Source organism: Collinsella sp. AM33-4BH, assembly GCF_003469205.1.
Lineage (GTDB): Bacteria > Actinomycetota > Coriobacteriia > Coriobacteriales > Coriobacteriaceae > Collinsella.
This window is the reverse complement of record NZ_QSIN01000010.1, coordinates 65,556-79,038: the sequence shown is the minus strand read 5'-3', so window position 1 is coordinate 79,038 and position 13,483 is coordinate 65,556. Positions and strand designations below refer to the sequence as shown.

Below are 13,483 nucleotides of genomic sequence, written 5' to 3'. Positions count from 1 at the left end.
AATCAGAACCACCCTTAAAAAGGGTGGTTTGCTCTTAGGGTATAACCCACGGGCCCCGGGCTCGCGTCTAAAGGCGCGGGCCCGGACTTCGTCCAGGCCTAGTGCATCTTGACCCGTGGCGCGCCGGTCGAACCGGCGGCATCACCCCCTCTTGAAGGGGTCCTCGTACTCCTTCACGCTCAGCTTGTCCAGTGCGATGTCGTGGGACTCCTGCTCCCTGATGTACTTGGCGATCGTCGCCTCGTTCAGGCCGACGGTGGACACGTAGTAGCCCTCCGCCCAGAACTTCCTGTTGCCGAACTTGTACTTGAGGTTGGCGTGCCTGTCGAATATCATCAGCGAGCTCTTCCCCTTCAGGTAGCCCATGACGCTCGCGACGCTGTACTTCGGCGGGATCGCCAGCAGCACGTGCACGTGGTCGGGCATCAGGTGCCCCTCGATTATCTCGATCCCCTTGTACTCGCACAGCTTCCTGAGGATCTCCCCTATGTCGCTCCTGATTTGGTTGTAGATCACTTTGCGCCTATACTTCGGCGTGAACACGATGTGGTACTTGCACATCCACTTCGTGTGGGAAAGGCTGTAGGCCTTCTGGGCCATGGCGACCACCCCTTCGACTCGAATTCTTGACGGCCTGAACAATCGTCAATATCGGTCGGAGGGGTGGCTTTGTAAAGCCGTTTGTCTCCACCCGCGTAGCGGGTGGTTTAAAGCTGGCCGCTGCGCGGCCAGCAGACTAAAGTCTTGAAAAAGAACGGGGCAGACTCCAGTGCGGAGTCTGCCCCGAAAAGAGAATGGCAAAGCAAGAACGTAGATGGACGAGAAAAGTGTCCGCAAGTCTCATGGCCATCACATCCCACCTGCCAAAGGGATGGGTGAGTGAGCGTTACTCCTGCTCGGACTCCTCAGCCTGCTTACGGCTGCGGATGAGGTGCGCCACGCCGATGCACAGCACCGCGCCACCAGCGATCCAAGTGAAGGTCACGCCGTTGAGACCGGTCAGCGGGAGGCCGACGGACTTGGTGTTGCCGACGTTGATGGTGATCTCACCGGTGGCGGCGTTGGTGCCGGTGCCATCCGTACCGGTCAGCTTATTGTCTCCGTCATTGCCGTCGAGCTTACCGAAGGCGATGTCGGTGCGGCCCTCGTCGGCCTTGGAAACCGCCGCCGTGAGGCCCGTCACCTTCATGCTCGCGTCATCATACGTCGCGGTGATGGTGAAAGTGAAGGGGTTGGCCTTGGTGTAATTCTCATTGGGAGCCTGGACCTCGGTCACCTTGTAGGAGCCTTCATCGAGACCTTTCACGGCAATCTGGCCATTATCGCCAGACGTGAACTTCACGTAACCGGGAAGGCTGGTGGTGCCGGCAACGGTCACGAGCTGGCCCGCGACGACGCCCGCGGTGGGGTCGTCCTTCGAGGCGATATACTGGTCTTGAGTGTTCGCATCAGCGGACTGGATGGTGAAGACGGCGCCCGCAAGGCCCTTCTCGGTGCCCTGGTCGACCTTGTTGAGGTTGAGCCTGAAAGCGAAGTCGGCGACGGTATCCTCGATCGTCTCGCCCGTGTCCTCGGCATACGGGTTGTTGGAGTACTCGAGCTTGACGGTGTTGGGGTTGCCGCGCTTGTTGCCGTCGGCTGCGTTGCCGATCACGGCGTTGCCGTTGAGCTTTGCCTTGTAGAAGACAACGATCTTGGTGTCGGCGGTCACGCTCGCGACGTCCTTGAGGCCCTTCTTGCCGTCTCCGGTCTTGAACTCGACCGTCAGCGTGTTGTTGTTGCTAGCATCAGCATCCGTCACGGTATAATTGTTCGACTCAATCTCGCTGTAAGTCTCGCCGTTCAGCGCGTACACCTTAACCGAGCCTTTGACATAGTCAAGGCCATTGGAAAGCCCGTCGGTGAACTTGTAAGCATACGTGCCAAAGGTAGCGTAGTTGCTGGCGATCGTGCCGGTCAGCTTGTAGTTAACTTCCTGGCCGATCTGGGAATCGGCGACATCATTCCATTTGTTGGAGCCCTTGATGTCGGTGGCATCGGCGGCGTCGGCATCGTCGAGGACCTTCTTCTCGACAGTGGGCACGCCCTTCTTTGGCGTAACGGTCGTCGCGTCTACGCCGTCGATCACGGCGTAGACGGGAGAGGTGAACACATCGGTCGACTTGTCAGCAGGCTTACCGGGAGTAGCGGTGAGGAAGAGCCAGTAGCCGGCGCCGAGTCCGGAAAGGGATGCACTGCCCTCGCTCGTCACCTCCCAGGCGGTGCTGCTCTTCAGGCCATCGGCGATTAGACTGAGAACGTTGTCGCTAGCAACCTTCGAATCGGTCCCGGTAACTTCAGATTTGGTGCTAAGCCAATCGGCAGCATCCTGTGCGTTCTTGCTATCGTAGGATGCATCCTTTGTCTTGATGGCGTTTACGACAGCAGTTTGGGCTTCGGAGCTGGCCCATTCGATGCTACTCACCGTCGTATTCCCACCGGTCGTCGTGACCTTTGCCTTGAAGATCTGGATACCCTTATAGGTCGTGGACGCAGCGTAATCGGCGTCCTCGAACGTGACGGTCGACCCCGTTCCCTCGGCAAACGCCATGGTCACCGGGGCCATAACGCCGCCGAAGCTCAGGGCTGCGGTGAGGCCGGCGGTTACTGCCAGGCGTGCGATGTTCTTGGTTGTTTTCATGTTGGGACCTCTTTCTTGGAGGTTGCTTTAATTCTCGTCATCACCAAAAGTCAGCAGGCTCATTTCCCTGCGCTCTAATCGCTACGGAGGCAGTACGCCATTGAGCAGGGGGGGGGGACAATTATTTATCATGGCGACCTCCTCCCCGCTTGATGACGAGCGCGACGACAATAGCCACTACTCCGATGACGGCCAAAGCCGTTACCAACACCAACGTTCTATCTCCCGTCGAGGGCATAAAGCCTCGACTCACTTCGTTACTTGGGGTGTTAAGCACCGACAACTCGACTAAACCCTTCCCGGCATCGGCGGCATCAACTCGCAGAGGGCTTTCGGCCGATACGGTCACCTTAGGCTTGGCGGCCGCCACCTGGTCGACGTCCAGGCCCTCAGCCTTGACCGTCACGGAGCGCGTGCCCTCAAAGGCGGTGTAGCCCTTGGGCGCCTTGAGCTCGCGGACCTCCAGCTTGCCCGAGTCCACGCCCGAGACGGTCACACGGCCGTCCTCGCCCGTGGTGACGGTGGCCTTGCCCTCCGCATCCCACGTGCCGTCGGCCGCCAGCGTGCGGCCGCGGTCGTCGGCGATGCTCAGGACCGCCCCGGCAAGCGGCTTGTCGCCGTCGCTGCCGCGCTTGGTGAGCGCGAGATCCCAAGTGTAGGCGCACGCATCGTCGCTCGGCGTGCGGGTGAAGCCGGCATCGCCGGACTGGTCGGCAAAGGGAGAGCGCGGGTAGCGCAGATAGACCTCGTTGGGGTTGCCCTTCGCGATGCCGCGGTTGCACGCGCTGTTGAGCGGCGCGTTGTACACGGCGACCACGCGGGCGCCCGCGGCGAAGGCGTCGGCCCCGCCGAGCGCGGCGATCAGGTCGCCGGTGCGCACGGTGAAGGTCCCGTCCGCCGCCACCTTGGTGGCGCACTGGGCCGTGATGTCGGTCCAGCCCTGCGCGGGCTCGGTGCCGGCGCGCCCGTCCTTACCGTTCGAGACGGCGTCGAAGGTGCCATCCGCGCCCGCCGCCACGTACACACGCATGCTCGCGGCCACCTTGGAGGGGTCGAGCCCCGCGCTCATGGTGTCGACGAACTGCACCGCGTAGGTGTCATAGGCGGAAAGGCCCGCGGGAACCGTGGCCGAGAGGCGCCAGTACAGGTCGTCGGCGACCGTGGCGTCGGCGGCCTTCTGCCATGCGGCGGTGTTGTCCTCCAGCACGTGCTTGGCGACCTTGGGCGTCGCGGCCTTGGGCTTGACGGTGACGGCGTTGCCGCCCACCAGCGCCATGATCGGCGCGGTGCCGGCCTCGCCCTGGGCGATGGCGTCGTCTCTGGCGACGATGAGCCAGTAGCCGCAGGGCAGCTCGGCCGCCGTGCCCGCGTTAAGGGCCACGGGCACGGCGCCAGAGCTCTGGAGGGAACGAGCGAGCTGTGCGCTCAGCGCGCTCGTAAGGTGGGAATCGGTGTTGAGCCACTCGGCAGCTTCCTGCGCGGTGGTCTGGGAATCGGGCATGCCGGCGCTGTGCAGCACAGGCAGGACAGCGTCGCGCGCGGCGTCGCTTGCCCAAGCGAGGTCGGTAAAGGTCTTGGCGTCGCCGTCGCCGTCGACGACGTTGGCGCTAAAGATCTGGTAGGCGTCGTAGTTGCTCGCCACGGCGCCGCTCACCGTGATGGAACCGGTCGAGGTCGGCGCGGCCTGCGCGGATGCGGGGAACACAACCGCGCAGATGCCGATCAGGAGGGCAAGCAGCGCAAACAAGATCGGGAAGGAGCAAACTTTCTTATTCACGACGCTCACCTCCCTTCGCATTCGCCTTGCGACGAATGTGCATCCAGGCCGCAGCAGCGCAAAGCACCGCCGCGCCGGCAAGGTACGTCAGAGTGACGCCCGACATACCAGAAAGGGGCAAAGAGGTGGAGTAGGTGTTGGTGAAGGTGGGAGTGGACTTGCCGGTGAGGTCGTGGGGCGTGTCAGTGGTCACTTCATTGCCATCACGATCCTGAATCTGCTTGTAGGTCGCAGTGACGTCGATATGGTGGTTAGAGTCGTCAGTCGCGTTAACCGTAATCTGATAGACCGACTTGTCGTACGTATAGTGCGAGAACAGCGAACCGTCGTCTTTCTCGCGCACGTAGTACGTGAAGGTCTTGGAAGCACCACGGCCAGTGGGGCCAGACGCGAGCTGGTCGAGTTGATCGAGTTTGTAATCAATCTTGTCGAAGCTCAGGGTCTGGGACTTGTCGCCGTCGGCAGTGGTGGACTTGCTGCTAACGATATCCGTAAAATCTGTGTCGGTCGCAAGCTGGAGCGTGAACTCCTTCATCTCGCCACCCTCAACGACCTTAGTCGCCATAGGCGTCCAGGAGCCCTTCGAGTCGTACGGAGTGAACTTGTTAGTGAAAGTCGTGGAGTCACCCTCACAGATAATTGGATAATAGTCTCCACTCTTCTGCACCTTGCTCCTCGCTTTCACGTTCTCCCACTTCCCAGACGACTCGCGGAATTCGTACTTGGTTACACCGACGTTTTTAATCGTGTAGTTATGGATGTAAAGATCCTTCAGTTGGCTTGAGTTTTCTTTACTCGGAACAGACATGAGCAAGGTCTTGGTATCTTCGGCCGTCACCACAATCTTATACACGCTGGAGTCGTACGTGATGCCAGAATCACCACCGGGATCTTCGACCAAGTAGTATGTGATTTCGTTACCCGCGCCACTCGATGCGAATTGTTCACCAAGGTCAAACGTAATGCTGCCTTCTGCATCATTTGCTGCTGTTCCAACCTCGGTGCAAACGTCGCGATTGAATGTCGTGCCAGCTGTCGTGCCAGCCAAAGGGTCGTCTGAATCCTTGCGATACACCGTAAAGGAGAACTCCCCATCATTGAGCTTGCGGCCTTCCAGCTTCTTGGTCGCCTTGAGCTTGAGGCTCGGATAGACATACGTGTCCTCAGGCGCGCCCATGTACAGGTCGCCGTTCGACATGATGCCGCCGCCATGGTTCCAGGAATAATTGCCCGTGATAAACGTCGCGCCCGCCTCTAGCGCAGCCTTTCGCGCATTGATCGCCTCGGGGTCTTGAGCCTTAACATTCGAACTCAGGCCGATGCTGTTATATACCTGCACGCCACCGTTAGCGGGGACAGTAATGGCTTTCTGAAGCTCTAAGCTTCCCCGATACTTAGCATCGCCGCCGCCAAGCATTTTGCCAATCACCGCCGCGATCGGAGTCGTATGACCCTCCGCCGCAAGGAAGAAGTCCGCGTGGCCGTTTTCGCGAAACACTTCGGCATTGTAGGCGTCGGAGTCCTGGTCCTTACCGTGACCACCGCCGGAAAGATGGGGGGTGCCGTTATTGCCTGTATTACTCACGGATTCGTAATCGTTCGCGTTTTGCTCATTTCCGGCAGAAGTATTACCGAAAATCGCCGTGCCGTCGGTGCCTGTCACCAAAGTCTTACCCGTCGGGCAAACCGCAACGCCGCCACCGTAGCCACCGGCCTCATTGCTGCTTATATAGGAGTTATAGACAAATAGCCTACCAGCATTAGACGCGACCTTAGAATCGCCCTGGACGAAGATGCCGCCTCCACCCCAGTCAAAGCGAGACATGCAGTGGTTATTAGTGATATAGACTGGATTTGAATTTGACGCTCCTTTTATCATCGCGTCAACCATCTGGCCCACGCGAATGCCGGCACCCTCAGAGCGAAAACTCACGTTAGAGGCAATAGTTCCCCCCGTAATGTTGAGCAATGCCGTTCTCCCCCCTTGGTGTCCGATGTCGGTCACATAGACGCCACCGCCAGCTTCCTCAGAATAGTTGCCCGTAATCTGGCCACCAGAAATGGTGACATGAGTACCGTTTTTAGCGGCAAGTCCAGCACCGCCATGATCGCCATTACCATCGTTACCACAGTAATTGGCATATTTATTGTTAGTAATGTAGCCACCAGAAACAGTAACGCTGCCGCCTTCGGCCATGATGCCGCCGCCGAAACCAACACCAGTAGCAAGCGTGCTGTTGCCGGAGATTACACCATTAGTTATGTTGACCGTGGAGTCTTTAGCATACACACCACCGCCACTAGGAGCACTGTTGCCGGCAATTACGCCACCGGAAACCTCGAGGGTCGAATTACCGTGTATTTCAATTCCGCCGCCCGCACCCGAGCCAGAAGCTCCACACACATAGCCGCCGCGCATGTTGACGGTAGAGCCGTTCTCGGCATAGACCAAGCTGCTAACGCTGCTGCCTTGTTTTTGCGTGATCACGCCGCTCACAAGGTTAAACGTGCCACCCTTGCCGTTGTTGTTATACAGATTGATGAGCTTTAGATTTGCGTTGCCGTCGCACGCCACGATGGCGCCCTTAATATCGACGTTATGTCTGACAAGCGTCTCGATTGTCCCTGTACCACTCGGAGTCGATTTGGTCACGTAGTAGGTAAGATTAGACGGAATGCCACCAACGTAATTTAGCTCGACTTTCTTGCCATAATTATTGGGATTCGGGTTCTGCCCCTGATTAGTCAGCTGTTGGACATCGTTGACCGTCTCAGTCACCGGCGCGGAGTCCTTAATTTCGTCCTTAATTGTAAGTGTTGCGCCGTTAGCAACATCAAATAACGGCATTTCGGTGTTCAAGCACTTGATCTTATAACCGTTTAAGTTCAGCGTTATATTGCTGCCGCTCTTCTCAAGTTTGATTTCACCAGCATAGTCAATATCAGCTGTAAGCTCGAAGCAGGCAGTTTGGTTTTCCCCAACGCCTTGAAGCTTAGCTGACAAATCATCGGCGTTAGTAATGTTAGTAATAGCTGTGGTTGTCTCTTCGCTCTCTGCAGCCTCCTCGGCTGACGCGACAGCGTTAACATCCATCGCATCATTATCTTCCGCCTGCGACTCGTACTTGGACTGCTCCTCCGGCCGAGCATCGTCGTCGCTCGCAGCATCGTCGCTGTTCTGGTTATCGGCGTCTGTGCCGGCATCCCCGTTAGTACTGTTGTCTATACCAGTAGACTCACTTGAGGAACCCCCCCCCATCACAGTTTCCTCGGTAGAAACCGCCTCGGCATCGTTGGCGATGGCCTGCGAGATCGGAGGCATGACGAGCGACAGTACCAGGCTCAACACGGAGGCTCCGCACAAAACGCCTGCCAGTACACGGCGCGTCGCTTTATTACTCTGCTTAGATTTGTCCGAATTCGCTTTCATCGATGTCTCCTCCCCAAGAGACCGCGATCTTGCTCTTTCCCTATCAAACGTATCTGCGCAATCTGTAATTGCGCTCGCTAAGTGATGCAATTATAACGATTGTTTAAACATCTGAGCAGCAAAACCGACATTTTTGTGCAAGTTCCTAATTCTCTTGACAATTGTTTAGATTTGCCTTCGTTTATTCGCTATAAAACATCTGTTTCTACTGGTAATTAAGTTAGTTATCAGTTTTTTAATAGCATTTTATTTATTTGCACAACCTTTTGCTCAAGAGCAAACATCCTGTGAACGGTCGAATAACGACAGTGAGCGGTAGGTCATCAACCGGGAGGAATACCCTACCAAACTGATGAGAATATCTTTAACCCATCGGTGGTTAGAAGCGTAATGTTCAGACAACTAAATTTGAATTTTCGCGCAGATTTTAGGCATCAATTCGCCCAAATCGCCTGAGGCCACCGCAAAGGCGCCTGTCCCCTTTGCGGTGGCTCTCCCCCGGCGCTACAGAAGATGTTCCTCGATAAAGACCGCAATGCCGTCATTGTCGTTGCTGGCGGTTACAAAATCGGCGGCGGCGCGGGTGGCGGCGCTGCCGTTTGCCATGGCAACGCCCACGCCGGCGTCGGCCACCATGCAGGTGTCGTTATCGGCATCGCCAAACACGCAGATGTTCTGGAGCTCCATGTCGTTGAGCTCCGCCACGCGCACAAGGCCGCGAGTCTTGGACACGCGCGGATCCATGAATTCGTAGAGCCGCTGCGTGGTTTGCAGAGCTGCCGCCTTAACAGTGTCATCGGCAAACGTCGACGCCCGCTCAATCACCCGCGGCATTACCTCGGGTGCCATGGTAAACATCACCTTGGGCTGCGGCCCGCGCAAGAACTCGGCAAAATCGACCACCTGGTAGGGCACGCCGTCGACGCGCGACAGGTGCTCGACGCACGCATTGCTCTCGGGCACGTAGAACACGCCGTCTCGGGGGCAGACGGGCGTTGCCGGAAGGTCCGCCATGTGCTTGCAGATGCGCGCGATGGTCTCGCCCGGCAGCGGATAGCTCAGCTCGTTGATGTCGTGCGCACGGTCGATGACCTCGGCGCCACCGCAACCCACGAGCACGTCCACCAGGCCTTCGATGCCCCAGAGCTCGTACATGGCCTCGGTCGCGTGGGCGTCGCGCCCGGTGCACAGGCCAAAGAGCACACCGCGCTCGCGCAGGGCGCGGATCGCCGCCACGGTGCGCGGGGACACCGTGTGCTGGCTCGTGAGCAGTGTGCCGTCGATATCGCAGAACACGGCTTTGATGTGGCTGAAGGTAGTGTCCATGGGGGCCTTTCTGGGTTGTGCGGCGGTGTGGGGTATATTCGCAAACGGCGTACATGGTATACCAAGGCGCAGGCGCGGCCCGTTAAAGCAAAAACCACCACAAAGGTGCCTGGCTCCTTTGTGGTGGAAATGACGTTTGCGGGCCAAACCATCACAACATTCGATGTTTTTCGGCAAAATCGCGATTTTCATCGAATGTTGTGATGGTTTTACTGCCTTGCGGCACGATCAAAATGCCTGCGACCAAACAGCAGCAACGCCGCAGGGACCGCCGTCACGACCATGCCCGCCCCTACGAGCGTCTGCTGCACGCCAAATGTCGCCGCCAGCCACGGGGCAATCGCCAGCGGGGCCACGCCGGCGAACATGTTGCCAAAGCCCATGACCGAGTTCACGCGACCGAGTTGCTCGAGCGGAGCCGTCGTTTGCACGATAGTGTTGTGGAGCGGGTTGACGATGCCCCAAGCTATGCCCAGTGCAATCTGGCCGACAAGAGCCACGCCCACGTACGGTGTCCCCACATAGAGCAGGCTTCCCAGGCCCACGGACATGAGCGCCACGAGCAGTGTTTTAAGGTTGACCAGGTGCGGCGGCATCCGAAGCGCAACCACGGCGCCCAGCACCGCGCCCACACCGCAGGCCGACGAAAGCCAGCCCATCCACTCAACGCCGACGTGCAGGACATCGCGATAGAAAAACGACTCGAGCGGATCGAAGGCCCCGTAGCCAAAGTTCGAAAGAAAAATGATACAAAACAGCAGGGCGAGGACGCTGTTGGTGAAGACTGTCTTGATGCTGGCTGCGAAGGTGGCGCGGGCGGACGTGCTGGGGTTGGAGCTTTGTCCCGCACGCTCCCCTTCCTCTGCCGAATCGGCATCCGCATCCCCGGCGACATGGCTGGTCTGCGGCCTAAAGCCCCAACCGACGACGAACGCCAGCACGGTAAAGAGCATCATAAGCACAAACACCGCGCGCGACGACGCAGCCGCCGCGACAAAGCCGCCCAACGTGGGTCCGACGATAATACTCACGTTTGAGAACATGGCGATGGCGGAATTGATGTCTTTGAGCTCGACAGGATCGTCGGTGAGGTAGGCCGGATAGGACGTGGCAATGGGCTGGGCGAATCCCATCGTAAAGCCCAGAAACACCGCGCCGAGCAGGACGACGCCGGTCGCGCTACCAAAGGCGATGATTGCCGTGCCAGTTGCAAGCGTGCCGACGATGCTCAGCAAGAAATGGTGGCGCGGACCCCATGCGTCGAGCGCAGCGCCGCCCGCAAAGGATCCCAGGATCACAAATACATTCATAAACAGGACGGCCAGCGATGTCGCGACGACCGAGGCATCGTCTGCATAGGTGAGTGTTCCGATAACGCCGATAAAATAACTGGTCTGAAACCCGGTGTAGATGAGAAAGCGCATCGCCACCAGGCGCTTGGCCTGCACGGACAGCGACGAGCGGACTTTTGGGAATACAAGCGTGGGCATGGGTGCTCCTTATCGCATACGAATAGTGGGCAGCGGCCATTCATCCGCTGTCCATTGGCTCAATCTATCCGTATGCCTGACTAGGGTCGCATCGAACCCCTTCCGTCTTTCCGCCCAGCATGAACTACTTGGTAGATTTTAAGGCATGTCCCAAAAATCTACCAAAGAAAAAAAACCACCGCAAAGGTGCCTGGCCCCTTTGTGGTGGAAATGACGTTTGCCCAGATAAAACCTGCCAAAATAAACCTGTCCCTTTTTGGCAGGTTTTAGGTCAGGTGGTCTTGGATGAGGTCGCAGATGGCTCGGGCGTCGTTGATGTTGATGGCTCGGGTCGCAAAGCCGGCGTCGAAGGCCTGACGCGCCAGGGCTTCGTTGCAGGCAAGGGCCAGCGTGTGACCGTCGACCAGGTCGAGCGAGCTCTTGCCGCGCAGACGGTCGACACCGGAGCGCGCGACCACGATGTTGTCGAAGCCCTCGGTCTTGTAGCCCTCGATGATCACCACGTCGACATCGTTGTAACGCGACAGCAGCTCGCGCGCGGGCATCTCGTCCTCCTCGCGCGTGTCGGCGTACTCCGCCCAGCGCGTGGCGCAGATGAGCCCCACGTGCTTGGATCCGGCTTGGTGATGGCGCCAGGTGTCCTTAGCGGGCACGTCGATATCAAAGCCGTGATGCCCGTGATGCTTGAGCGAACCCACGCGCAGGCCGCGGCGTGTGAGCTCGGCGATGACCTTCTCGACGAGTGTGGTCTTGCCCGAGTTTTGGTAGCCGATAAACGCGATCGCGGGAACGGCCGGTGCCGGAGCTGCGGGCGCAACGGCGACGGGTGTGCCCGCGGGTGCATTGCCCGCGGCTCCCACGGCCTCAACAGTAGCGGCCTGGCGTTCGGCACGATCCCACACGCCCGAGCGACCGCCCTCCTTGTGCAGCAGGCGCACGCCGACGATCTCCATGCCGCGATCGACGGCCTTGCACATGTCATAGATGGTCAGACACGCGGCACTCGCGCCGGTCAGGGCCTCCATCTCGATACCCGTCTTGCCCGTCACGCCGGCCGTAACCAGTACGTGAAAGCCAACCTGTCCGTCCGCGCGCGCCGGCGCCCAGCCTTCGGGCACGTCCTCGGCCGGCGTCCCCGCCGGAGCGATGGGCGCAATGTCGCACTTGCTCTTGGTGATGAGCAACGGATGGCACATGGGAATGATGTCGCTCGTGCGCTTGATGGCCATGATGCCCGCCACGCGCGCGCAGGCAAGCACGTCGCCCTTTTTGGCGCGGTCCTGCAGCACCATGGCCTGCGTCTCGGGGTGCATGAGGATGGTGCCCTCGGCGATGGCAATGCGATGGGTCTCGGCCTTATCGGACACGTCGACCATGCGCACCTCGCCCTTGGCGTCCACGTGCGTCAGCTCGTCGCGACGGGCGTCGCGGGCGGTGTCGGTGGCAGCGCTGACAGTCGGCCGCGCGGACGCGTCGGCATCGCCAGCATTCGCCGCGGCTGAAGCTTTATGGGCAGACATCGCGGCCCTGCGAGCGGCCTTGGTGGCATCGGCGTACCTGCTCTTGGCCATATGATCATCCTCCGATTTGGGACATAAATCGTTGCGTGCCCTCAATTATCGCGTGTTCCTGCGGTTTGTGGGCGACGGCATCGCGCCAAATCGAAAGTACCTGCATATCATCACCACGGCGCAGGGCGTCGCGCACCGAATACTCGGCATCGCTGAACAGGCACGGGCGCACGTTGCCATCGGCCGTCAGGCGCAGACGGTTGCAATTCGCGCAAAAATGGTTGGACATGGCGCTAATAAAGCCGACCGTTCCCGCCGCGCCCGGAAAGTGCCAATAGCGCGCAGGGCCCGCGCCGGCAGGAGCGTCGTTGATGTCGAGCGGCTCGAGCTCGTCCAGTCCCGCCGCGGTGGCCCCGGCATTGATGCGTGCCCGCAGCTCGTCGCTCGGCACGGTATCGCTCGCGTCCCACAGCTCGGGATTGAGCGCGGGCGCATGCGGGTCCACAGCGCAATGCGAGCTCGTGCGCTCGTCGCCGATGGGCATGTATTCGATAAAGCGCAGGTGGATGGGGCGGTCGAGCGTGAGCCGCGCAAGGGCCGCCACATCCTGGTTGAGCCGGCGCACCACAACGCAGTTGACCTTAACGGGCTCAAAGCCCCAAGCCAGCGCCGCGTCGATGCCAGCCATGGTCTGCTCGAGCCGGCCCAGGCGCGTAATCTTTCCAAACAGCGTAGGGTCGAGTGTGTCGAGCGAGATGTTGACGCGGTTAAGGCCGGCATCTTTGAGCTGTGGCGCCAGCTTGGGCAGCAGGGCACCGTTGGTGGTGAGCGAGATGTCCTCGATCTGCGGAATCGCGCGGATGTCGCGAATGAGCGGGATGATACGGCGGCTGACCAGCGGCTCGCCGCCCGTCAGGCGCACGCGGCGAATGCCCTCCCCCGCCACTAAGCGCACAAAGCGGGCGATCTCCTCGGCGCTGAGCAGCTCGTCGTGCGCGCGGGGCGCTACGCCATCGGCCGGCATGCAGTAAATGCAGCGGAAATTGCACTTGTCGGTAACGGCAATGCGCAGGTAGTTGATATCGCGACCAAAGCCGTCATGTTGCACGCGCCCGTCCACGCAGCCCTCCCCTCACGCGGCGTTTTATTCTTCGGAAAACATAATACCCCACGAGAGAATCATGCCGACACCCGTACGACAGGACAAGTCGCTTCGAGCAAAACGGACTTTCCAAGCCCATCCTCAGCATACAAACCATCACAACATTC

General features: G+C 59.4%; 8 protein-coding genes. All 8 read right to left on the bottom strand.

Annotation, left to right across the window (positions count from 1 at the left end):
- Positions 1–141: 141 nt before the first annotated feature.
- The 8 genes from tnpA to moaA all read right to left on the bottom strand — a co-directional run bounded on the left by tnpA (position 142) and on the right by moaA (position 13,334).
- Positions 142–600: an IS200/IS605 family transposase gene (tnpA, locus tag DW821_RS08235; RefSeq protein ID WP_055287554.1), complete on the bottom strand. Its 459-nt coding sequence runs from the start codon at positions 598–600 to the stop codon at positions 142–144.
- Between the two features lie 286 nt (positions 601–886).
- Positions 887–2,680: an isopeptide-forming domain-containing fimbrial protein gene (locus DW821_RS08230; protein WP_117775967.1), complete on the bottom strand. Its 1,794-nt coding sequence runs from the start codon at positions 2,678–2,680 to the stop codon at positions 887–889.
- Between the two features lie 121 nt (positions 2,681–2,801).
- Positions 2,802–4,457, bottom strand: a complete 1,656-nt coding sequence (locus DW821_RS08225; protein WP_158556485.1) for a SpaA isopeptide-forming pilin-related protein — start codon at positions 4,455–4,457, stop codon at positions 2,802–2,804.
- Positions 4,450–7,887, bottom strand: a complete 3,438-nt coding sequence (locus DW821_RS08220) for a Spy0128 family protein (RefSeq protein ID WP_118066431.1) — start codon at positions 7,885–7,887, stop codon at positions 4,450–4,452. The genes DW821_RS08225 and DW821_RS08220 overlap by 8 nt, the downstream gene beginning before the upstream one ends.
- A gap of 504 nt (positions 7,888–8,391) precedes the next feature.
- The gene (locus tag DW821_RS08215; RefSeq protein ID WP_117800030.1) at positions 8,392–9,213 is read right to left on the bottom strand and encodes an HAD family hydrolase; all 822 of its coding nucleotides are present in this window, start codon (positions 9,211–9,213) and stop codon (positions 8,392–8,394) included.
- Between the two features lie 209 nt (positions 9,214–9,422).
- Positions 9,423–10,703: an MFS transporter gene (locus DW821_RS08210; RefSeq protein WP_118066429.1), complete on the bottom strand. Its 1,281-nt coding sequence runs from the start codon at positions 10,701–10,703 to the stop codon at positions 9,423–9,425.
- A 266-nt stretch (positions 10,704–10,969) separates the two neighbouring features.
- A complete protein-coding gene (mobB, locus tag DW821_RS10395) occupies positions 10,970–12,274 on the bottom strand; it encodes a molybdopterin-guanine dinucleotide biosynthesis protein B (RefSeq protein ID WP_117862464.1) in 1,305 nt (434 codons plus the stop codon).
- A gap of 4 nt (positions 12,275–12,278) precedes the next feature.
- A complete protein-coding gene (gene moaA, locus DW821_RS08200; RefSeq protein ID WP_233553029.1) occupies positions 12,279–13,334 on the bottom strand; it encodes a GTP 3',8-cyclase MoaA in 1,056 nt (351 codons plus the stop codon).
- Positions 13,335–13,483 lie beyond the last annotated feature (149 nt).

Bases quoted from the DNA above. Each gene is read 5' to 3' on its own strand.
- mobB (WP_117862464.1), bottom strand. From the start codon at position 12,274: ATGGCCAAGAGCAGGTACGCCGATGCCACCAAGGCCGCTCGCAGGGCC.
- DW821_RS08210 (WP_118066429.1), bottom strand. From the start codon at position 10,703: ATGCCCACGCTTGTATTCCCAAAAGTCCGCTCGTCGCTGTCCGTGCAG.
- DW821_RS08220 (WP_118066431.1), bottom strand. From the start codon at position 7,887: ATGAAAGCGAATTCGGACAAATCTAAGCAGAGTAATAAAGCGACGCGC.
- DW821_RS08230 (WP_117775967.1), bottom strand. From the start codon at position 2,680: ATGAAAACAACCAAGAACATCGCACGCCTGGCAGTAACCGCCGGCCTC.
- DW821_RS08215 (WP_117800030.1), bottom strand. From the start codon at position 9,213: ATGGACACTACCTTCAGCCACATCAAAGCCGTGTTCTGCGATATCGAC.
- tnpA (WP_055287554.1), bottom strand. From the start codon at position 600: ATGGCCCAGAAGGCCTACAGCCTTTCCCACACGAAGTGGATGTGCAAG.